19 protein-coding genes are annotated in these 23,401 nt (G+C 39.8%); 9 read left to right on the forward strand and 10 right to left on the reverse strand.

Annotated elements, in window-relative coordinates; genetic code table 11:
- Positions 1-51: 51 nt before the first annotated feature.
- Positions 52-423, reverse strand: a complete 372-nt coding sequence (locus Gferi_RS09005; RefSeq protein ID WP_069975692.1) for a hypothetical protein — start codon at positions 421-423, stop codon at positions 52-54.
- Positions 424-629: 206 nt separating this feature from the next.
- Between Gferi_RS09005 and Gferi_RS09010 the strand changes: the two genes are divergently transcribed.
- Positions 630-1,355 (forward strand): HAD family hydrolase, encoded by a 726-nt coding sequence (locus Gferi_RS09010; protein WP_069975694.1) that lies wholly within the window; start codon positions 630-632, stop codon positions 1,353-1,355.
- Between the two features lie 82 nt (positions 1,356-1,437).
- Here the strand turns inward: Gferi_RS09010 and gltB are convergent, their stop codons facing one another.
- The 5 genes from gltB to Gferi_RS09035 form a co-directional block, all read right to left on the reverse strand.
- Entirely contained in the window at positions 1,438-5,955 is a 4,518-nt protein-coding gene (gltB, locus tag Gferi_RS09015) for a glutamate synthase large subunit (protein WP_069975696.1), read from the reverse strand.
- A 319-nt stretch (positions 5,956-6,274) separates the two neighbouring features.
- Positions 6,275-6,592: a hypothetical protein gene (locus Gferi_RS09020; RefSeq protein WP_069975698.1), complete on the reverse strand. Its 318-nt coding sequence runs from the start codon at positions 6,590-6,592 to the stop codon at positions 6,275-6,277.
- Between the two features lie 28 nt (positions 6,593-6,620).
- Positions 6,621-7,205, reverse strand: coding sequence for a TetR/AcrR family transcriptional regulator (locus Gferi_RS09025; RefSeq protein WP_069975700.1), 585 nt, complete (start codon positions 7,203-7,205; stop codon positions 6,621-6,623).
- Positions 7,206-7,216: 11 nt separating this feature from the next.
- Positions 7,217-10,324: an efflux RND transporter permease subunit gene (locus Gferi_RS09030; RefSeq protein ID WP_069975707.1), complete on the reverse strand. Its 3,108-nt coding sequence runs from the start codon at positions 10,322-10,324 to the stop codon at positions 7,217-7,219.
- A complete protein-coding gene (locus Gferi_RS09035) occupies positions 10,324-11,463 on the reverse strand; it encodes an efflux RND transporter periplasmic adaptor subunit (RefSeq protein ID WP_069975709.1) in 1,140 nt (379 codons plus the stop codon). The genes Gferi_RS09030 and Gferi_RS09035 overlap by 1 nt, the downstream gene beginning before the upstream one ends.
- A 256-nt stretch (positions 11,464-11,719) precedes the next feature.
- Between Gferi_RS09035 and Gferi_RS09040 the strand changes: the two genes are divergently transcribed.
- Both Gferi_RS09040 and Gferi_RS09045 read left to right on the forward strand, forming a co-directional pair.
- The gene (locus tag Gferi_RS09040) at positions 11,720-13,345 is read left to right on the forward strand and encodes a M20/M25/M40 family metallo-hydrolase (RefSeq protein WP_069975711.1); all 1,626 of its coding nucleotides are present in this window, start codon (positions 11,720-11,722) and stop codon (positions 13,343-13,345) included.
- A 153-nt stretch (positions 13,346-13,498) separates the two neighbouring features.
- Positions 13,499-13,741, forward strand: a complete 243-nt coding sequence (locus Gferi_RS09045; protein WP_169832975.1) for an FMN-binding protein — start codon at positions 13,499-13,501, stop codon at positions 13,739-13,741.
- A gap of 53 nt (positions 13,742-13,794) precedes the next feature.
- Here Gferi_RS09045 and Gferi_RS09050 read toward each other — a convergent pair whose 3' ends face one another.
- Entirely contained in the window at positions 13,795-14,691 is an 897-nt protein-coding gene (locus Gferi_RS09050; protein WP_069975715.1) for an ADP-ribosylglycohydrolase family protein, read from the reverse strand.
- 55 nt (positions 14,692-14,746) lie between these two features.
- Positions 14,747-15,310: a SprT-like domain-containing protein gene (locus tag Gferi_RS09055; protein WP_069975717.1), complete on the reverse strand. Its 564-nt coding sequence runs from the start codon at positions 15,308-15,310 to the stop codon at positions 14,747-14,749.
- A gap of 116 nt (positions 15,311-15,426) precedes the next feature.
- Between Gferi_RS09055 and Gferi_RS28055 the strand changes: the two genes are divergently transcribed.
- Positions 15,427-15,588 (forward strand): hypothetical protein, encoded by a 162-nt coding sequence (locus Gferi_RS28055; protein ID WP_156782354.1) that lies wholly within the window; start codon positions 15,427-15,429, stop codon positions 15,586-15,588.
- 164 nt (positions 15,589-15,752) lie between these two features.
- The gene (locus Gferi_RS09060) at positions 15,753-17,186 is read left to right on the forward strand and encodes a hypothetical protein (protein ID WP_069975719.1); all 1,434 of its coding nucleotides are present in this window, start codon (positions 15,753-15,755) and stop codon (positions 17,184-17,186) included.
- Between the two features lie 90 nt (positions 17,187-17,276).
- Here Gferi_RS09060 and Gferi_RS09065 read toward each other — a convergent pair whose 3' ends face one another.
- A complete protein-coding gene (locus tag Gferi_RS09065) occupies positions 17,277-18,995 on the reverse strand; it encodes a sigma-54-dependent Fis family transcriptional regulator (RefSeq protein WP_236932755.1) in 1,719 nt (572 codons plus the stop codon).
- 273 nt (positions 18,996-19,268) lie between these two features.
- Here Gferi_RS09065 and Gferi_RS28060 point away from each other — a divergent pair, with 273 nt between their 5' ends.
- From Gferi_RS28060 to Gferi_RS28065, 4 genes are all read left to right on the forward strand, one after another.
- Positions 19,269-19,421: a hypothetical protein gene (locus tag Gferi_RS28060; protein WP_156782356.1), complete on the forward strand. Its 153-nt coding sequence runs from the start codon at positions 19,269-19,271 to the stop codon at positions 19,419-19,421.
- A 246-nt stretch (positions 19,422-19,667) separates the two neighbouring features.
- Positions 19,668-19,886 (forward strand): FeoA family protein, encoded by a 219-nt coding sequence (locus tag Gferi_RS09070; protein ID WP_069975721.1) that lies wholly within the window; start codon positions 19,668-19,670, stop codon positions 19,884-19,886.
- A 25-nt stretch (positions 19,887-19,911) separates the two neighbouring features.
- Positions 19,912-21,771 carry a ferrous iron transport protein B gene (gene feoB / locus Gferi_RS09075; RefSeq protein WP_069975723.1) on the forward strand — a complete coding sequence of 620 codons (1,860 nt, stop codon included), beginning with the start codon at positions 19,912-19,914 and terminating at the stop codon, positions 21,769-21,771.
- A 41-nt stretch (positions 21,772-21,812) separates the two neighbouring features.
- Positions 21,813-21,971 carry a hypothetical protein gene (locus tag Gferi_RS28065; RefSeq protein ID WP_156782357.1) on the forward strand — a complete coding sequence of 53 codons (159 nt, stop codon included), beginning with the start codon at positions 21,813-21,815 and terminating at the stop codon, positions 21,969-21,971.
- A 36-nt stretch (positions 21,972-22,007) separates the two neighbouring features.
- Here Gferi_RS28065 and Gferi_RS09080 read toward each other — a convergent pair whose 3' ends face one another.
- Positions 22,008-23,381: a tetratricopeptide repeat protein gene (locus tag Gferi_RS09080; RefSeq protein ID WP_069975725.1), complete on the reverse strand. Its 1,374-nt coding sequence runs from the start codon at positions 23,379-23,381 to the stop codon at positions 22,008-22,010.
- Between the last annotated feature and the right edge of the window lie 20 nt (positions 23,382-23,401).

A 23,401-nucleotide genomic window follows, 5' to 3' on the forward strand; every position in this document is an offset into this window, starting at 1 on the left:
CTATTATAGAATATACCCCTTACTGCTTATTTAAACCTTTTATATAAAATTTTAATAATAATCTGCTTCATGAAAAAAAAGAGCTTCTTTGATTTCTACTTTTCCAAAGTCTGTGATCACATTTATTTCTTCAATCTCACCGTCAATCTCATAAACAATCTTTAAAGTATTGCTGTCAATCATTGACAATTCAAAAGTCTCCAAACCTTCTTTAAGTGCAAAATCCTCCATGATCCGCTCCCGGAGATTTCTTACCATAAATATATCAAAGACCTTTGCCTCACCAAGATATTCGGAGATGAATTGTCGCAAACCTTCATTAATGACCTTTATGTTTCGAAAAAGGAAATCCCGTCTTAGATTTTCTACCGTCACAAAGATCAAAAAAGTAATCATCGCTGCAATAAAAACTGCACTTGTCATATTCATCCCACCTTTTCTATTTTCTTGCTTTATTTTTACCCCAAAAATTTTTTTGAAAACATTTTCTCTATTCTGTTAAAACTAAAGAGGATTCTTTATAAAAATAAAGAATCCTAACAATATATTTTTCTTATAGGGATATGGTACTATCATCCAAGCATACCGGCATATATTAAATAAATTTCTTATCAACTTGGGAGGGTGTTATGAAGACAATTGCTGCTTTTTTTGATATCGACGGTACCCTTTATCGAGATTCCTTAATGGTCGAGCATTTTAAAAAACTGATGAAATATGAGGTCATTGATGCCACCCTTTGGCATCGTAATGCGAAACAAACTTATCAAAACTGGGATAAACGGCAGGGAAATTATGATGACTATTTGCTGGAGATTGCCAATATCTATATCGAATCAATGAAGGGGCTCAATAGCCAACAAATGGAGTTTATAACCAATCAAGTGATTAACCAAAAAGGAGACCGTGTCTATCGCTATACAAGAGCCCGTATCGCCTGGCACAAATGTCATAACCATAAAATTCTTTTTATATCCGGCAGCCCATCCTATTTGGTCTCTAAAATGGCAAAAAAATATGAAGTCGAAGATTACAAAGGTACAGAGTATCTTATTGATGAAAATGGAAACTATACAGGCGAGATTATACAAATGTGGGACTCGGAAAACAAGCAAAAAGCCATTTTAGAATTTGTTGACCAATACCATATTGATTTAGCAAATAGTTATTCTTATGGAGATACCAATGGTGACCTGTCCATGCTGGCGATGGTAGGGCATCCGATTGCTATTAATCCTACAAAAGAGTTGCTTCAAAATATCCAGTTAAATGAAGAGCTCCGCAAAAAAGCATTGATTGTCGTAGAACGGAAAGACGTAATTTATAAACTAAACGCAGACGTGGAATTCTTATAAAGCCGTAGGGGCGAACAGTGTTCGCCAGATACATTCATATCTTTTTCGGGCGACCACAGGCCGCCCCTACAGATTCTATCCTCTATACTGCCTTATTCACAACTGCTTTGCTTCTTAATGCCTCTAAATAAGAAGGAGAACTTACGCGATGAATCTTGAGAGCATATTCCTGCCAATTTTCCAAAATCTTTTTTGCCTTCATGCTTTCTGTATATTGCACATGTCTCTGAAGCAGGTCTTTTACGGTCTGAACATCTTCTTCCGATAAACTTTCGATTACAACCATTTGTTGATTTACTTTCCCGGCAAGATCATCGTATTCGTCCAATACATAGGCAATACCGCCGCTCATGGCCGCCCCAAAGTTATCTCCCGTCTTACCCAATATAAGGACGGTCCCACCTGTCATATACTGACAACCATGGCTGCCAATTCCTTCTACTACTACCGTTGCACCACTGTTTCTAACCGCAAATCGTCCTCCTGCCGCACCGCAGATATATACTTCCCCTAAAGTAGCTCCATAGAGCAGTGTATTCCCTGCAATGACGTTTTTCCCTGATGGAAAATTACTGCCTTTAGGCGGTGTTACAATAATTTTTCCTCCAGACAAGCCCTTTCCAAGATAATCATTGGCATCCCCCTCTAGCCGAAGCGTTAAGCCCTTTGCACAAAAAGCACCAAAGCTTTGTCCTGCTGAACCTACAAACTTAAGCTGAATCGTATCTTCCGGCAGCCCTTTATAACCATACTGTTTTGCGATGGCACCGCTAAGCATAGCTCCGATGGATCTATTCGTGTTGGCAACAGGCAGCGTATGTTCTACCGGGTTTTTGTTTAATAATGCATCTTCTGCAATCTGAATTAACCCTCTATCCAATACATTTTCCGTCTGATTTTTCTGCCCGATGGTACATCTTCCTTCAATTTTAGACGGCAGATCCGGTCGGTATAGGATTGGTGCGATATCCAAATGCTTGGCTTTATGGTTATTGACGATTCTTGGCTCTAATATATCGACCCTTCCAATCATTTCATCAACGGTCCTAAAACCTAATTCTGCCATAATCTCACGTACTTCTTGAGCTACAAAGGTAAAGTAAGCAATAATGTGCTCCGGCTTGCCTTTAAAGCGTTCACGCAGCCTTGATTCCTGCGTTGCAATCCCTACAGGACATTTATTTAAATTGCACTTTCTGCATAGTATACATCCGCTGGCAATCAGACAAGCCGTTGAAAATCCGTATTCTTCAGCACCTAACAATGCAGCGATTACCACATCACGGCCGGTAGTCATTTTTCCATCTACTTGCAAGGTTACACGGCTCCGCAAATCATTTAACAATAGCGTCTGCTGGGTTTCTGCCAGTCCCAGCTCCCAAGGCATCCCCACATATTTCATAGAGCTAATGGGTGCAGCTCCTGTTCCCCCGTCATGACCACAGATTGTAATGGCATCCGCATAACCCTTTGCTACGCCTGCAGCAATTGTTCCGATTCCCATGGTGGCAGCTAGTTTTATATTGATCCGTGCCATAGGATTGGCGTTTTTCAAATCAAATATTAATTGGGCTAGATCTTCTATAGAATAAATATCATGGTGGGGGGGTGGCGAAATCAAGTCTATCCCAGGAATGGCATGGCGTATCTTTGCAATTTCTGCAGTAACCTTTTTACCTGGCAGATGTCCGCCTTCTCCTGGTTTAGCCCCTTGAGCCATCTTGATTTGTATTTCATCACAGTTTATCAAGTAGTCAATAGTTACACCGAAACGCCCTGATGCAATTTGTTTGACGGCACTTCTTCGAATATTTCCATTGATATCTGAATAATATCTTTTTGTATCCTCTCCCCCTTCTCCGCTATTGCTCGTTCCTCCCAAGCGATTCATTGCAACAGCTAAGGTCTCGTGGCACTCTTTGCTGATGGAGCCAAAGGATATGGCGCCTGATGTAAAACGTTTCATAATATTCTCTATGGGTTCTACCTCATTTACTTCAATACTCTTTCGCGGCTTGAACTGTAATAACCCACGAATTGTTGCAATTCCTTCTCTCGGACTGTTCACTCCTTCTGCATATTCTTTATACATTTCAAAGCTATTATTTCTACATGCCTTTTGAAGCTTGTTAATGCGCTCCGGATTCAGAATATGATATTCACCACCGGATTTCCAGAAGAATTCTCCGCCTTCCTCCAACTGCCTTCTGAAGCTCTTAAAGAGCCCATATGCCTCTGTATGTCTTATGATCACTTCTTCTGCAATCAGATCCAATCCAATGCCGGAAAGTCTGGAGGATGTTCCCGTAAAGTATTCTTCAATCACTTCTTTATGAATTCCCAACACTTCGAAGATCTGGGCTCCATGATAGCTTTGCAGTGTAGAAATCCCCATTTTGGATATGATTTTTAAAAGTCCCTGGGAAATGGCATTGCAATAGTTTTTATACCCTTCCTCCAGTTCCATTCCTTCAATATACTGTTTATTGTTCACCATATGCCGGATAGATTCCAGTGCCATATAAGGATTGACAGCCTTGGCACCATACCCGATTAGCAGGGCCACATGCATTACATCACGGGCATCACCGCATTCCATTACAATATCCACCTGGGTACGTAGTTTTTTTCGTATGAGATAGTGGTGGACAGCTCCTAATGCCAATACGCTAGGAATTGGAGCATTGTATAAGTCCAGATTGGTGTCACTCAAAACCAGGATATTATATCCATTCTGAATATTTTCTTCCGCCCGTTTACAGAGATTTTCCAAGGCCTTCTTCAATCCGTCTTTTCCTCCATCAATGGGAAAGGTAATCGGGAGGGTAATCGCTTTAAAATCCTCTGAATATAAATGTCTTAATCTTTCGAGTTCATCATTCTTCAGGATCGGTGTTTTCAATTCGATAAAATTCCTCTTTTTATCGATTTCTATTTCATCTAACAGTTGACCGTGCTTTCCAATATACTGCACCAGCGACATCACCACCTTCTCACGGATAGGATCAATGGGCGGATTGGTCACCTGTGCAAATTTCTGCTTAAAATAATTGAATAAAAGCTGTGGTTTACTAGACAGAATTGCAAGGGGCATATCAATCCCCATGGCACTAATCGGTTCTTCTCCGCTTTTTGCCATAGCTGCAATCACATGCTGCAATTCTTCCTCTGTATATCCGAAAACTTTTTGATGAGTCAGCAACACTTCCCGGTTCATCTTTCGAATCTCGTTATGAGCTTCTAAGCTTTCTAATGTTAATTTATTTTGATCTATCCATTCGGCATAGGGTTTTCTGCCGGAAATTTCGCTTTTAATTTCTTCATCCTGGAAAATACATCCTTGCTGAATATCAATGACAATCATCTCACTGGGTCTCAGACTGCCTTTTTGAAGGATATTATTCGGTGCTATATCAATTACGCCGGTTTCTGAGGCCATAATAACGAAGTCATCTTTCGTAATCGTATAGCGCAAAGGACGCAATCCATTCCGGTCCATTGTGGCGCCAATCTTATTCCCATCTGTAAACACAAGGGCTGCTGGTCCATCCCAGGATTCTAAGATTCTGGCGTGATATTCATAAAAGCCTCTGATCTGTCTGTCCATTCTGGTATTTTCCTGCCATGCTTCCGGAATCAACATCATCATTACATGCTCTAAAGGGTGTCCATTGGCCAGGAAAATCTCAAAAATATTATCCAAGCTGGAGGAATCACTCCCTTCCGGCTCAATGACTGGTAAGATCTTTTTAAAATCCTCTCCAAAACTTGTGGAATACATGATTCCTTCTCTGGCGTTCATCCAGTTAATATTCCCTCTTAGGGTATTGATTTCTCCATTATGGGCCACATACCGGAAAGGATGGGCAAGCTTCCAGGAAGGGAAGGTATTGGTACTATACCGTTCATGAACAACCGCAATAGCAGTTGTTACCGATTCATTCTGTAAATCTGTGTAAAAATCTTCAAGCATATAGCCTAAAATCTGTCCTTTATAAACAATGGTATCTAAGGATAAACTGCAAATATAGAAATTATCCGTATAAGGTCGATTATCCTTTCGAATTGCATTTTGTATGGCCTTTCGAACAACGAGCAGTTTTCTTTTAAACACCTCTGGAGTCTGATTTCCTCTAGCAATAAAAACTTGACTTACAACAGGCCTGGTGGCTTTCGCCGAAATTCCGCAGGCATTCTCATTGATAGGTACTTCTCTCCAGCCAATGAGCTTTTGCCCCTCTTCTCTTAGAATTCGCTCAAAAATCCCCTCACAAAATAAACGGGCATTTGGCTCTTGGGGTAAAAATACCATTCCTACTGCATAATCCATTGGTTCTGGAAGGTCAAAGCCTATTTTTTTTGTCTCTTCTACAAAAAAATCATGGGGAATTTGGATAAGAATCCCCGCACCATCACCGGTACTGGCATCGGCACCTACCGCACCTCTATGCTTAAGCTTCTTTAGAATCTGAAGTCCCTGCAATAGAATATCATGGGTTTTTTTCCCCTTTACATGCGCTATAAAGCCTACTCCACAACTGTCTTTTTCCATTCCTGGGTCATAAAGGCCCTGGTCTACTGGCAAACCATTTTGTCCCATCCTTCATCAATCCTTTCTTAACTCAATTTCACGTTAAACTTTTTTGAATTTTTAGAATTATGAATTTTTATAATGTAAAAACTATTTTATCATCATTTTAACTTTATATCAATACCTCTTGAATTCCAATAAAATAAAGGTTTTACCATTGTTAGGCAAACCTTTTCATTGTGATTTTTTGCAGGTTTCTTGATCATAATATTTCATTTTTCAGTATATATATAAACGTTTTCCTGATATTTTTTTCCTGATATTTTTGAAAAATTATTTTTAAAAAACCTTCCAAAATCAATTTGGAAGGTTTTTTCTACAGTCTTTATTATTCACTTTCATCCCGCACACTTAAAATAAACTTTTGCCTGCACTCCCAGCTGCAAAAATAGTGGGTTACATTGTCTCTGACCACTTGATAAGCCTTGTGCTTCGGAACATGAGCCCCGCAAATCATGTCCTGTACCATTTCAATCTCTAAGACTTTTTCTTCTTTTTCTTCAGAAGCTTTTTCTACAGGTTTCGCTTCTATTTTATTGTCTTGAATTCTCATCTTGTTGGTTAGCAGTTTTAACACGGTGCCCATGATCCGAACAGCCAACAGGAAAACCATCATGGACCATAAAAACTCAGTCAGCATACCCATTTAATATCCTCCTCGATCCAAATTCGATCTAACGCAAAGCCCTCATTAAAAAGTCTACCAAAGGCTTGGGCTCAATCTCTTGAGATGTTCCTATATGCGTTCTTATTTCTTTCTCATAGTATGAAAAGATTGAACCCAAGATGGATAATACTGCTATCTCTTTATCTACATCTTTTCTAATTTCTCCTCTAATTATTCCATCTTCAATCATTTTCTCCAGCAATTTCAAAATGTAATATTGCTGTTCCCTAATCCAAAGACGCATTTCTTTAGATACACCATTTGAATGATTTGGAGTAACTTCTGCCATCTCAATATATTCTTTTATAAATTTGCCATGTTCAATTGCCAAAGTATATATTTTTTCTTCAATATTACTTTCATTATATACATATACAATTTTTTGCACGATTTGACTATATCTCTCTATGGTGTATTTGATCATCTCTTGGAACAGTTCCTGTTTACTGGAAAAGTATTGATAGACTGTTCCCTTTGCCACGCCTGCCGCATGGGCAATATCATCAATCTTTGCATTGTGGAATCCCTGCTTCGAAAAGATTTTAACCGATGCTTGCAAAATCTCTGTTCTCCGGTCCTTTGCTGAAGCCATAGCCTTCCCCCTTATGCTTGAACTGGTTTTCTCCTCAATATCTTGCGCTTGATAAAATTCTTAAAATCATCGAGCAGTGTATACATCACAGGTACAAACACAAGGGTTAATAATGTTGATAATGCCAAGCCGCCAATTACTACCGTAGCCATAGGGGCCTGGGATTCTGCTCCTTCACCGATGCCAATAGCTAATGGCAATAGGCCTAGTACCGTTGTCAAGGTGGTCATCAGGATCGGTCGTAGACGAATAGGGCCTGCATTGATAATGGCTTCCCTTCTTTCTTCTCCTTCAGCTCTGCGGGTATTGATATAGTCTACCAGTACAATGGCATTGTTTACAACAATCCCTGATAGCATGATTACCCCGATCAGCGCCGTAACACTTAGGGTTCTTCCTGTAATGAATAATCCTAAAGCCCCTCCGGAAAAAGCTAAGGGTACGGAAAACATAACGGTAAATGGATGGATTAGAGATTCAAACTGTGAAGCCATAATCATATACATGATGACAATGGCCAGCCCCAATGCCAGCAGCAGGTTCTGAAATGCCTCTATCATTTGCTGATTGTCGCCGCCAAGCTCATAGGTATACCCGCTGGGCATTGGATACTGGGCCAGCTTTGCCTGAATGTCCCGACTAATGCTTCCCAAATCTCTCCCGAAAACCTGGCTGTTTACCTGGGTAATTCGCACTTGATCCTCGCGGTTAATCGAAATAGGCCCTTGGACCACAGCAATTCGGGCAACTTGATTTAAAGGTACACTTCCCCTGCTGGAAGGAACGGATATCTGTCCAAGGTTTGAAAGGCTTTCTTGGAAAATGGAATCTCCTTTGATCACCACATCAATTTCCTCACCATTCATCCGGTATTTGGTAGCAGTCTGGCCGGCTACCGTCCCTTTCACAGCCGATGCAATCTGGGCGGCTGTTAATCCATATTGGACAGCCACATCCCGGTTGACCTGAATTTCCACTTCAGGAATTCCTTCTTCCAGGCTATTTTTTACTTCTCTTGTTCCTTCTACAGACATCACGATGTTCTTTATGTCCTCACCAATCTTCTTAAGGGTATCCAGATCATCCCCTTTAATTTTAATATTAACCGGAGACCCGCCACTAAAGGACATGGAATTGGATGCGCTTACGCCCAGTTTCGCCCCCGGAATATCTTTTATCATTTCCCTTATTTCATCAGCTACTTCTATGGTTGATCGTTCCCGCTCTGCCATCTTTTTAAGCATTACGTAGACAGAGGCTTTATTGGATCCCCCACCTCTAAAGGAATTTCCTGAAGAACCGATATTTGAAAATATAGTCTCCACTTCCCCTATTCCTTCCAGCATTCCCTCTATCTTCGTAGTTAATTCATCTACGTTTTCTAATTCATAACCATTTGGCATTTCAATAGAAATAGAAATCTGGCCTTCATCGGAGGCAGGAAAAAATTCCATACCGACTGCGGCAATGGAAGCCAAACTCCCTGCGAAAATTACAAATGCAACAAAAACAGTCGTCTTTCTGCGGTTCAACGCTCCCGCTAACAATTTTCTATACCCGCTTTCTACCTTTTCAAATCCCTTATCAAAGGCATCATATAGAAAATTGAACAATTTAAATCTTCCATGACGTCCCTTGCCCTCCGCCGTATCTACTTTCAGCAGTTTTGAAGAAAGCATAGGTACCAGGGTCAGCGATATGACAAGAGATGCCCCCAAGGACATAGCTACAGTCAAAGACAATTCTTTAAATAAGATGGAAACCAGTCCCTCTACGAAGGCAATCGGCAGAAATACCGCCACTGTTGTCAAAGTAGAAGCTACAACAGCCATTCCAACCTCTTGTGCTCCTTTCACTGCCGCATCAACCCGAGAATATCCCATTTGCCTATATCGGTATATATTTTCCAGAACAACAATGGAGTTATCCACGAGCATTCCGACACCCAGAGAAAGTCCTCCTAAAGTCATCATATTAATGGTGATATCATTAAAGAAAAGCAAAATAAAAGTTGCAATAACAGAGACCGGTATGGCCACGCCGATAATAAAGGTGGTTCTTAAATTTCTTAAAAACATATAAAGAACGACAACGGCTAGGATTCCCCCCATCATTGCACTATTGCTCACATTGCCAATAGCATCTTTGATGTAGGTGGACTGATCCATAACGGTGACAATCTCAACCTCCGGAAATTCTTTTTTTAGTTTTTCCAACTCTTGGGCTATTTTATCCGCTACCGTTACCGTATTGGTACCGGATTGCTTCTGCATAGACACATTAATGCTTCTCTTTCCATTGGTTCTGGAAATAGAAGTCTCATCCTTGTATTTCATCGTAACGGTGGCAATATCCTCTAAGAGCACCTGGCTGCCTCCCGACAGGGAGACCGGAAGCTTTTGGATCGCCTCCAGGGATTTAAATTCACCGGTTGTCCGGATGGTTAATTTCTGTGCCCCGGTTTTAACTTCTCCTGTCGGCGCACTGTAGTTTTCGGTTCTCAGCACCTGGGCAATCTGATCTACCGTAAGACCATACCCGGTTAGCTTTTCTTGATTAATAGCAATCTCAATCTGATCCGTATATCCACCGGTTACACTGACAGAGGCCACCCCTGGCAATCTTTCCAATCGGGGCTTCACCGTATCCTCTGCAAAGGTCTGAAGCTTCGCCAGATCATCTCCGTCAGTCAAAGCCAGCTGGATAATGGGCTGGGCATTGGGGTCAATTTTCATTACCATTGGCGTATTGGCATCGCTGGGAAGCATTCCCTTGACCATATCTACCTTTTCCCGCATTTCCAAGGCTACATTATCCATATCCGTTCCAAAATCAAACTGGGCAATAACTAAAGAGCTTCCCTCCGTAGAGATCGATTGAAGGCTATCTATCCCACTGACGGTAGCCACAGCATTTTCTAAAGGTCTTGTTATCAATTCTTCAATTTCCTGAGGGCCAACACCACTATAGGTGGTAGATACAATCGCTACCGGCACCTCTATTTTAGGCATCAAATCGATAGGAATTCTCGTCAAGGATATGACACCGAGCACAACCACGATCAGCGTCATCATGACAATAGTAACAGGTCTCTTAACAGAAATACTAGACAGATTCATTATTGATCACTCCCTACGACTTTGACAATGGATCCTTCTTCTACATAGTGTTGTCCCTTCGTAATGACCTCATCTCCTGGCTTTAGGCCTTCAAGAATCTCAACAAAAACACCTGTATCGAATCCTTTTTTCACTTCTCTTTCCACGGCCTTTCCATCTACCACGATATAAGCAAGGCTTTTTTCTCCTCTTTGAACAATCGTCTCTCCCTTTACTGCAATCACATTTTCCTTCACGCGGGCATTCAACTGTATTTTTGCAAACATCCCCGGCTTGATTCTTTGTTCTTTATTCTCAATGTAAATCTGCACCGTGTATTGATTGGTTGTTGCATTAGCAATAGGACTAATGGTTTCTACCTTTCCTATGTACTTTTCCTCTGATGCAGATGAAATTAGAATATCAACCGTTTGACCCAGCTTTACATCATTGATCATATTCTCCGGCACATCAATTTTTACAAAAAGTCTGCTCAAATCTACGATCACCACTGCTGGCTGTGCAGTGGACGCCATTTCTCCCACTTCAATATTTACCGCTGAAACGGTTCCGCTAATCGGCGCAACCACGGATGCATCCTTTAAACTATCCAAAGCCTGCTTATAGACTAATTCTGCCTGCTCTATTTGAACCCGTGCTGTCTCCAAAGGCTTTTCAGAAGCCGCCAATACCGCCTGTTCATATTGATTCAGGGGTACAGCTCCTTGCTCGTAAAGCTGCCTCGTTCTTTCTAAATTCACCTTTGCATTTTCTACTTGCTCCTCTGTCCGGGCATAATTTGCTTTGGCCGAGGCTATTGATATTTGAGCCTGATCCACTTGTTTTTGAATATCTTCCTGATTCAATACAAAAAGAGTAGTCCCTTGGCTCACTGTGGAACCTACTTTTGCCTGTACACTGGTTACCTTTCCCGGTGTTTTTGGTACTACACTGACCTCCCTGTTGGCTTCTACCTTTCCGCTAAAGCTGATTTCATTGGCAATTGTCTTAAGTTCTACCTTTTCTGTTTCTACAGGAATATAGTTTACTTCTTCTTTTATGGGAGCATCTGTTTCCTCCACCTTTTTTCCTTTGCAGCCAGTAAGAAGACTCATCAGTAGTACTGTTGCCATAAGTATTGCAATTACTTTCTTTTTCATGCTTTCCCTCCTCATATAAAATTCATCCGTTTCTGCATAATTAAATCCCACAATATAGTATTTTGAACTGACTGGTCAGTCATCACAATTTATTATATCTACTTTTTTCCTTTGTGTAAATAGAAAACAATTTGTCTTTTTAGAATTTTTTTCTATTTACCAACCAAGTGATCAGGCCATTTCTCCTACAGCAGGAATCCTTTCCTTCTATATCGAATACTATTCTTAATATTTATGCACTATAGGAGGAATCTTTATGAAATCTGAAATATATACCCGATTGTTAAAACTTACTTCTTGTCCCAGTATTACCGAAACGCAAGGGGAACAAGACATGGCCATAGGCATTTATGAAATGCTTAGGGAGAACCCCTATTTTCAATCTCACCCTGACCATTTGCTGCTGCACTCTATTGAAAAGTATAACCTATATGGCGTGATGGCATTACTGAAGCATCCAAAATCAACGAATAAGACGGTGATCCTCATCAGTCATTTTGATGTAGTGGGTGTAGAAGAATTCGGTTTTTTAAAGGATTATGCTTTCGATGCAGAAGCTTACACAGAAAAATTAAAAGAAGTCAAACTTCCTCCCGAAGTACAGGAGGATCTGCATTCTGGTCAATGGCTTTTCGGCAGGGGGACCATGGATATGAAATGCGGCCTTGCTATTCACATGGAACTGCTTAAACATTATTCAAGTAATTTTGAAGCTTTGGATTGCAACCTGCTGCTCCTCACCGTCCCCGATGAAGAAGGAAATTCAAAAGGAATGTTGGGCTGTGCGCCTAAATTGGCCGAATGGGCAGCCCAATACGAACTGGATTATCAAGTGGTAATTAATACAGAGCCTTTCTTTCCTCTATATACAGGAGATACCCGCAAGTATCTTTATACTGGTTCTGTAGGTAAACTTCTGCCAATGTTTTTCTGTGTAGGAAAGGAAACACATGTAGGCGAACCCTATTCCGGTTTCAATCCGAATCTAATCCTCTCTGAGATTCACCGTTTATTAGAAGTAAATCCTGAATATTGTGAAAAACTAGGAGATTTTGTCAGTCCTCCACCAACCTGTTTAAAGCACAAAGATTTAAAGGATGCTTATTCCGTTCAGATTCCTAGAACTGCAGTAGCCTACTATAACTGGATTGTATTGCAGGATGGTCCTGAAGCAGTATTAGAAAAAATGAAGAAGATTGCATATGATGCTGCTGCTACGGTTCTAAAAGAACGACAGGACCGGCTAACGCAATTTAAACAGCTATCCAGCTATCGGATTAAGGACTCCAAGTGGCAGATTGATGTAAAAACCTTTGCTGAAGTTTTTCAGATTGTATTGGATACTCACGGCAATCACTTCCAACACCATCTTGACCATCAGATTTCCCAATGGATGGCTAGCGGCATTCGGGATGAGCGTGAGCTGACCATTAGAATCGTAGATGAAACCTATAGCTATTATCCTGATAAAAATCCTCTGATTATCTTACTTTTTGCCCCGCCCTACTACCCCAGTGCATTAAACGAGAATAATACTGAAAAGGAAAAGAAGGTATTGCAAGAAATTCAAGACCTCATCCAATACAGCAAAGATCAATTTGGTGTTGAATTCTTCTGCTGTCCAACATTCCCAGGTTTATCGGACAACAGCTACTTTGGCATCAAAAATGGGACAAAAATAACAGAAGCCTTAAAACCCAATATGCCCGTTTGGGGAATTTCTTATGATTTGCCTGCAGAAGCCTTAGAACAACTGAATGTACCCGTCATCAATATTGGTGTCTTAGGAAAAGATGCACATAAATACACTGAACGTCTTCATCTGCCTTTTTCATTAGAGGTTACACCCAAGCTGCTGATGTATTATCTGGAGCGTTTGTAGGTATGGGATTAAAGATCCTGACTTCTATTGGAATAGCACATTTATAACATAGCAAAGAAGAAACCCTCTGCTTGTGTTATGGATAAACTTATAAATAAGGATGCTCAGCTAACTTTAACGGATGGTACCTATCAAGGAAAAGGAAGAGGCTTTATGGGTGATCTTCTTGTAGAGATAAAAGTAGAACAGGGCAAGATCACCGATCTTCAAGTTCTGACGCATCAGGATACACCAGATATTGCAGATAGTGCACTGTCCCATTTATGCAACCTTATTTTAGATCAGCAAAATTTAGATATTGATGTAGTTTCCGGTGCTACTTATACCAGTGAAGGCTTTATTCATGCCCTTCTGAATGCATTGCAGGATCAAGTTGTGATCGCAAAATTAAATTAAATAACAAGTCATAAAAAAAGAGAGGTTGGCCTCTTTTTTTTTATGACTTGTTATCAATAATCCGCCAATGTTTCGCAGATCTCATCAATTTCATGAAAATTCTTTAACTGATAAACCCATATGGCAGGCAAAGTAGCGTAACCGTAGTGAACGCCTGCAATCGCACCGGTTACAGCCCCAATAGTATCTGCATCTCCCCCCATATTGACGGCTGTTACTACCGCATCGTAGAAGTCTCCGGTGTTCAGTAATGCATAAATACTGCACCGCAGGGTATCCACAGCAAAGCCGCTGGGTTTTAACTGCTGATAGGTCACGGTTCTTTCAATGCAATCTTGATAGCGTTTTTCTGAATCATACTGTTCCAGCGCTGATAAAATGCTCTCCTCTAACCCCTTGCCGCGGAACAACTCCCATAGAATATGGTTATTGATACAGCATGCCTCTATGCCAAGAGGGTCTATATGGGTCATTCGTGACTGCATTTTAGTTACTTCAACCATCTTTTCATAGTCATCCTTATAAAAAAAAGCCACTGGGGCACAGCGCATAAGGGCTCCATTTCCTGCTGACTTCTCATCACTGGCACGATGTGCAGCTTCACCAGCCTTCATCCAGTTTTTATGGCTTTGATAAGCCTCTAAAGCATGCCTCGTAGTAATTCCAATATCCTTTGGATTCGATGCATACCATTGTATAAAATGATTTCCAATGGATTCTATAGGATCTCCGGGTTTTTCCAATATTCCTTTTACCACACACAACATCATTGCAGTATCATCGGTTGTTTCTCCAGGTTCCAGATCTAGCCATCCACCACCCATCATATCTTCTACAATTCCAAACTTCCAGCGAATGTCCTCCTGTTTCATAAACTCCAGAGGCCCTCCCAATGCATCCCCTAAAGCTAACCCAAACAACATGCCTCTGATTTTGTCTTCCAAATCCATATCCTTCCTCCTGTGATCCACCAAAAGTTTTCTATTTCTTATTATATACCAGTATCTATTTTGGAGATATGGTGTTTGAGTCCCTGATCTTCATTTGATATGTATCTTTTAGCTGTCCCCGGTCTTTTTTTACACATTTACTGCAGAAAATTCTTCGGTGTATCTTTCTCGTACTCTTGTAAACCGATCCACAACTTTGACAATAGTAATGATAACGATAAATCTCTTCATTATATTTTGCCTCAATACAGTTACTTTTAAATATATCTTTTAAAGTTTTTACAAACTCGCTGCTGTGACCATGCTTCCATTTTTTCCTTTTATAAAGATAATAATGGGTTAGTTCATGCTTTAATATTTCTATCAGTTCTTCTTTTCCAAATTTTTTAACATAAGCACGATTAATTTGTATTCGTGCATTTTCTTTTTCTCTGTTGTACCGTATATTGGCACCTGAGGTTTTCAAACGGTTAGACCACTTCACATCTCCCAAAAACGATTCTCGTGTATAGTGGCAGTAAATTTGACTTGTTATTCTATAAAGTTCTGTTTCTTCCAATAAGTCTTCATTTGTGATCTCTGCACATAGTTTTTCAATAAAAGGCTCTTGATGGCTCATTTTTCACTCCTGGTTTCTGGTTTTAAGTATGTTTCTTTTTCCCTTGCACATAATACTATTATACGCTATGACTGAACAAAGCAACATTACTTTATTAAATTAAAGGGAGGATTGGCATGACAAGAAAAACCAAAAAGGGAATTGTAGGGAAGAAAATTCCTACCTCCTTAGAACAGGAAAAGGTTGGCGTAGGTATTAGTTTTACACAAGAGCATGTATATGACGGAGACGAAATCGAAGCCCTTGTGCGAAAAAAGAAGGCAGAACAAGATTTGTAAAAAAATTGGGCACCTGAGCGGTGCCCCATTCCATAGCAGTTTCCGAACTTGAAAGAAAGGAGTAGTTTCTTTCATGCTATAACTTATTCTACGAGGCTATAAAAAATCCTGCTGTATTTTAAAAAATAATCTGAATATTTTAACCCATACTTGGAGGCCCTGATATGGAACAACCATTGGTTCATAATTGTAAGCTTTTTTTTCTCCACCCCTTTATTTATGAAGACTCGAAGCATCGTCAAATCGTTCAATCTCTACTATCTCCCCAAAGCCAATGGCAGCTAAAAGTATACCACTCCGTAAAAGAAGAGGACCGGCTCCGCACAGAATATTTTCTTCCCCATATTATTAAATTTCTATTTCCCACAATGTATTGCAGTTCGACTGAATATAAGGCAATCAGCCAGCTATCCGTCGCTACCCTGCAAGAGCTGTCTAGTCTGGATTTTATTATTAAACCGACGATTCTTGACAAATATAGAAACCTTCATCTAAGCAGCCAAAGCTGTCATTATGACTTAATCTTAAAAAACATCTATCTGAAAGTCTTTACCGGAGGTGTAGGATTTCTTTACTTTGAAGCAGCGCTGGATACTGAAAGCATTACCCTCAATGATGTAATTACTGTAAATCAATTATTCCGCCCTATTCGGCCCTTATATCAAGGCTTTTCCATGCCCGATTTAATTCTTAAAAACAGCCATCACCCCATCAGCATCAAGGCTCTATTGGACGAATTGCTGGCAGAAATCTATCACTCCAAAATATATAGCAGCACTTATAATATTTATATGGACCGTCTACTATATTACACCTATATCTGTTTAGAGCAAGATTCATTAACTGATAATCAATGGATCTATGAGCGTTTGGATCTTTTAGAAGCCTTGAGAAGTTTGAATCATTTTTACCCGAATCAAGAAAGTACTCATGTTTTATCTTCCCAGGAACAGGATACAATTTATTATTCAAGACACAAATCCTCAATCTATGGTTTTAGTAAAGAAGGAGGAGTACTGCTGGCATCAGACCGTGATCCTTCTGGTAAAATCATTACTGCCAATATAAATGAAGCTTATATCCCAAACTATTTTTCCACCTATTACCTGGATACTTTCCTCCTAGCTCTTTATCAGCGGATTTCATTGATCAACTATTGTCGCAAGCTCAGTATGATAAAATCTATTCTAAATGATAAAAACCAAATTGAGCATATCCGCTTTGAGATCTTAAAATTTACGAACACTGCATGGTTCACTCAGATTACCAATGCTGAACTAGGTATGAGTATCTGGAAACACTGGTTTCATCTCTTTGATAATGATATTCTTTATATAGAGGTAAAGCAAGGACTAGATGAGTTAGATGATTTTCTGGAGAACAAGCGTCAAGGTCGCTTTTCCCTCAAACTAGGAATCGTAACCGCATTGACGATCCCACCCACTCTGATTTTTAGCTATGTAGGCAATCAATTTGAGGATATTCGGCTGCAAAACCTTCTCCATCCGCGATTTATCATCAGTTCTTTTCTGATTTTTTGCGGCATGATGGGAATTCTTTATATGGTAGATCATTTCTACAGCAGGCCCTATAAATAGTTCGACCAATTAAAAAGCTTGAGGCAGTTCACAAGGACTGCCTCAACGATTATTTTTCCATAACATTTCATTGATTTATTCGTGTACCTCTTATTCTATGCCATACTTCCATAACCGTTCATAAAGACTCGACCGACTAATCTTCAATATTTTTGCCGTTTCAGACCGATTGCCGCCCGTCTGATGCAAACAGTCTAAAATCGCATCTCGCTCGGCATCTGCCAATATCTCCTTCAAGTCTTTCCCTTGCTGTGAAAATCGACTCTTCTCTGCCTTTCGCAGATACATAGGCAGGTGTGTCTCTTTGATTTCTCCAGCATAATCCACTAAAATAATCGTTCTCTCTAAAACATTCTCCAATTCCCGAACATTTCCTGGCCAATTATATTGACCCAAACGATTCATTGCATCTTGAGAAATACCTGATACATAATTTCCTACTTGTTCTGATATTTTTTCCAGCAAATGTCGGACAATCATTGGGATATCTTCCGGCCTTTCCCGCAGCGAAGGAATTTGGATATTCATTACATTCAACCGGTAGTAGAGATCTTCTCGAAACTCTCCTTTTTCAACCATTTCTTCAAGATTTCTATGGGTAGCAGCAATAATCCGAACATCTACCTCAATATTCTTGACTCCGCCTACTCGCTCAATCTCCTTCTCTTGCAGCACACGCAGCAGTTTTGCCTGCATAGCTAAAGGCATGTCTCCAATCTCATCAAGAAAGATACTGCCGCCATTGGCAGATTCAAATTTTCCAATTTTTCCGCCTCTCCTTGCACCAGTGAAGGCACCCTCTTCATAGCCAAACAATTCCGATTCTAGCAGTTCTGCAGGAATTGCAGCACAGTTTATTTTTACAAAGGGCTTTGGCGACCGATAGCTGCAACTATGGATTGCATGGGCAAATAACTCTTTCCCTGTTCCACTTTCTCCGCGAATCAACACATTCGAATTGGTATGAGCAGCCTTTTCTGCTAAATATTTTGATTCCTGCAATTTTTCGCTAATACCTATAATGTTGCTGAAACTGTACCGGGCGCTGCTTGCCTGCCCGAGGGCATCCTTATAATAATTTAATTCCTTTTCAATTTTAGTAATTTTAGAAGCCAGTACACTGACTTCTTTTGGATCCTTAAACATAATTTTTCCAATAGCTCCAGAAACTTGTCCATTCTTTAAAATTGGCATACGCATAACTACGATGTTTTTCCCCCGTATCCGTTGGATATCTCCTATCTCCTGTTTTCCTGTTGCTGCAACAATATGAAGTCGTGTCCCATCGATAATTTCTGTTACATGCTTTCCAATCACTTCCTCTTTTTTCACGCCTAAAAATTCTGCATAGGGTTCATTCATCATCGTGATGTAGCCTTTTTTATCTGTAACTACAATCCCTTCATGGGCAAAATCTAAGATCGCTGCCAGTTCATTGGCAAGCAACTGCTGTTTTTCAAAATAATCTTTAAGCATTTTGGATTTGTCTAAGATCCCTATAAATTGATTGTTTCTATCTATAATCAAAATCGGTTTTTCGTAGTGCTCTATGGCTTTATCAATCGTATCTTCTTTTGACAAAACAACATAATCTTTAGACGAAAATTCTCCAACTTTCTTATCTATGCAATAACCCCGGGCTTTTTGAAAAGCAGCCATCATTTGTGCAGAAATAATACCCACAGGCTTATTGGTTTCATCCAGTACAGTGATGAAATCCAGGTTATCTTGGCTTAATAAATCAAAAATATCATCTATTTTTTCTTTTTCTTGGACAGTCTGCGATTTCTTGCCAAGATAATCTTTCATTTTCACGACACTAGCCTCCTCAAATTCATAAATTTTTTTGATATACTCTATTATACCATAACACTTTTTTCTTATAACACGAGAGAAGTTTTGATCTGCAACAAATGTTGTCAATATTTGCAAAAGCTAATAAAAACTGTTTCAATAGTTTCATCGGAAAGTGCGAATAATAAAATATAACAAAAGGATTTAATAAGAATTATTATACAGATGAATGCCCTATAAGTTGATGGGTATACGACCATGGCTTTTATATAAAAAGGAGAGATTATTATGAAAAAGCTGCAGAATAGTATTCTCACACTACTTCTGATAGGCGTTGTGATCGGTGGCGGTGCGGCTAAAGCTTATACCCATAGTAATGAAAAAGATTTTGTATGCCATCCGCAACTTCCTGCATTTTCTTTAGAATATTGCTGCCGTTAAATCTTATTTGCACTTAAATATTATCCCTGCCTTTTATGACATCTCTGGAAAAGAAGACAATATAAATAATAAAAATATCCTGAATTTTAGCACAGGATATTTTTATTATTTATATTGACAATCATTCTCAATGGGTGTATGCTATTATTGAAACAATGGAAAGTTAAATTTTGCCGTATTGACGAGAATGATTTTCATTTTAATATCATATTAATTATTATTGTTATAGTGAAAGGGGTAAACAAAATGACATTAGACTTAGCAGTAAAAGGTCAGAAAATTGAAGTGATCACAATTCCTGATGAAAATATTCGGGCTCAGGCCATAAGATTAGGTATTTATGAAGGCGCAAAGCTGGTCTGCTCAGAAAAACTACCGGCAGGTCCTGTAATTCTTCAAAACAGAATGCAGGAAATCGCCATTGGCAGAAATTTAGCAAAAAAAATTGCAATCAAAACAATCTAGGAACGATACATAAGGAGGCCCAGCAATGCATTGTCATAATCCAGTTTGCAATATACCCATCCCGGAAGGAGCACGGAAAATTGTTTTAGCAGGTAATCCTAACGTTGGAAAATCCGTGTTTTTTAATGCCCTGACCGGCATGTATGTAGATGTATCAAACTTTCCTGGTACCACCGTCGATATTAGTGTTGGTAGATTTCAAAATGATGTAGTTATGGATACTCCTGGTGTCTATGGCGTCTCTTCCTTCAATGATGAAGAACGTGTAGCAAGAGATGTGATTCTATATGCAGATGTCATCTTAAATGTAGTAGATGCCGTACACTTAGAGCGCGACCTGTTTCTGACTCAGCAGCTTATTGATATGGGGATTCCCGTTGTGGTTGCTCTAAATATGATGGATGAAGTTAAGCGAAATGGTCTTCGGATTGATATCATAAAATTGTCCCAAGAATTAGGGGTAGAGGTCATTCCTACTACAGCCATCAAAAAGGAAGGTTTTGAAAATATTAAGAAGGCTTTTGATCGAGCAAAACCAGGAAATGCAATTCCTGATATAAAAGCCTTGGTCAGTACCGTTTCACACCGTGTAGATATCAATGCTGAAGCCCTTCTGGTAGTAGAAGAAGATGAAAATATACTTGAAAGACACCAGCTTAAAAACGAATACGGCCAACGAGAATATATTTATAAATTGCGTAGAAATCGTATTGATCAAATCGTTGACAAGGTAGTTTCGCAGACAAATCAAGGTGCATCTTTTAAAACAAAGCTTGGGCGTTGGATGCTGCAGCCTCTAACGGCTATTCCTATTTTGTTTGTGGCACTCTATCTGACCTACCAGTTAATCGGGGTTTTTGTAGCTCAGACGGTCGTAGGCATCACAGAAGAAGTTATTATGGGTGAGTATTATTATAACTTTGTCATGGATCTCATGACGCGCTTCGTCGATGAATCTTCCTTCCTAGGAGAATTGCTCATCGGTGAATTTGGTGTACTGACCATGGCTCCCATTTATCTCTTTGGTCTACTCCTTCCACTGGTAGCAGGATTTTATTTTATCCTCTCCATTATGGAAGACTCAGGTTATTTGCCGAGAATTGCGGCCCTCGTAGATCGCTTGTTAACGAATCTTGGGCTGAATGGAAGAGCGATTATTCCAATGATTCTAGGTTTTGGATGTGTTACGATGGCTACGATTACCACCCGATTATTGGGGTCTAAAAGGGAGCGTTTTATTGCCACCATGCTTTTAGGTCTTGCGATCCCCTGCTCTGCTCAATTGGGTGTTATCATTGGATTGATCGCTCCGCTAGGCGGTAAAATGGTTTTATTATATAGTATTACAATTTTTATTGTGTTTGTCTTGACTGGAACAATTTTGAATAAACTTATGCCTGGAGAGTCAACTGATCTTTTGATTGACCTTCCGCCTTTAAGAGTACCCTTGGCTTCAAATGTTTTGAAAAAAACCTATATCAAGTCAAAAATGTTTATCGCTGAAGCTGGTCCACTTTTTGTAGTAGGCGCTGTTATCGTAACAATTCTACAGTATACCGGTGCCTTAGACAGGATATCTGACTCTTTTGCACCCGTTACTGTAGGCTTTTTGAAACTGCCAAAGGAAGTAGCGCAAACCTTTATCATGGGCATCATCCGTCGAGATTTTGGCGCTGCTGGTTTAAATGATTTGGCTTCTCAAGGTATTTTAAATCCACTGCAGGTGATTGTCTCCCTTGTAGCGATTACACTCTTTGTGCCTTGTATTGCGGCGATCATGGTTATCTTTAAAGAAAGAAGCTGGCAGGAATCTGCTTTGATCTGGGTAGGAAGCTTTGTAATTTCTTTTCTAACAGCAGGAATATTAGCACAGCTTGTGATGTAAAATAAAATCACATACCTATTCATAGTGGAGGCGTAGTTTCTATGGAGGTCATTTGTCCTATCTGCGGAAATAAAGTATCTGATGCAGCAAAACAACCGAGATGTCCAAGATGCCATACGATTCTCAAAGAAATTCCTCAATGCAGTGACTGTAAATCAGGCTGCAACATCAATATGAAAATTACAATTGATGAAAACTAAAGGTTCTGCCCTTCACGGCAGAACCTTTTATATTTTTTATCGTCTTTTTATATTCCAGTATAACACTAAAATGAGGATAACAACACCTCCATTGAATAATAAGAAGGAAGGAAAGAAAAAGGCCTTTGGACCACGGACGCCACTTTCATTCTGGATTTCTGATTGGTCTTTCGTTATAGGCGCTTCTGCAGAAGGCAGTTGCATCAATTCATAACTTTCTTTTATTCTTGCAGGCAGGCGATTGATTTCACCTAGTCCCCAGAGTCGTAAACTGTTTTGTCCGTTTTCCCGGCGGATAATCTTCTTTAATGTCTGAATGTATTGATCCAATTCACCCGCCTGCCGATAAACATTTGCCAGTTCATACAAATTGTAATCCTCGGATAAGCCATTGAGTTTTAAGTAGTAAGCAGCGCCTTTATAGTCTCCCTGTTGCTTTAAAATCATTCCACGGTAATAGTCCAACAAATTGGCTACCTCAAGGGCATAGGATGCAACTTCAGCATTTTGGCTTTCCTTATACTGATTTGCCTTTTTAATGGCATCCATAGCTTTTTCATAATCCCCTTTTTCATATGCTTCTATAGCTGCTAAACCCAACTGTCGCAGATGCTGCCCTTCTTTATGCTCCTTAGGCAGATAATCCTGATAAAGCAGTACTTCTATTCCCCGGCGCTGCCACTCCTGTCGATAGAGGCCTATATCAAAATCTGGTTCCAATCTATAGAATTCCCAGATAAAGGACTTGTCTTCCGGATGAATAAACACTTGGACATTTTTATTGCTCTGATAAAGCTCATAATCTAAAATACTAAAATTCTGAGGTGAAACAGGGTCATCAAAGACAATCGTAATTTTTCCATACTCGATTTCCCCCTTCCAGGTAGCCCCCGTTTTAAGAACATACTGAATCGTTTCTCCTCCGGTGGAGTCATAGGTATTATGCATCCAATAGCTATTCACTACCTTCTTGATTTCACCTTTCTTTATTTCCATTTCCCAAACATACCAATTCGGATAGTAAAGCGGATCCACATTATTGCCTTTCTGCTGTAAACCCTTTCGGACCTCTACGCCTACTTCCTTTTCATCTATATAGGACTTGAACGCATATAAACCAACATCATCATCAAAAGCTTCCCGGCCTTCTCGTGGCGGAAGGGTTCCATATGCAGGAAATCCCATCAGTAGTTTCTCTGTTTCTCCAGTATTATGAAATAAAAAAGTACACTGAACATAGGATTTTCCATCCCTTACATGAATGTCCACCTGCTCACTCATCATTTTTACGTTGGTGTCAAATATAGGATATACTGTCTGCCCGGTGCCCCCCAGTACCGTATCATCTGCATAGGCACTGAGCGTACTATGAATCAGTATTAGAAAAAAAAATAGTATGCCCCGTTTCATTCTTATCTTCCCCTCTCCGC

The organism is Geosporobacter ferrireducens (genome assembly GCF_001750685.1).
GTDB lineage: Bacteria > Bacillota > Clostridia > Peptostreptococcales > Thermotaleaceae > Geosporobacter > Geosporobacter ferrireducens.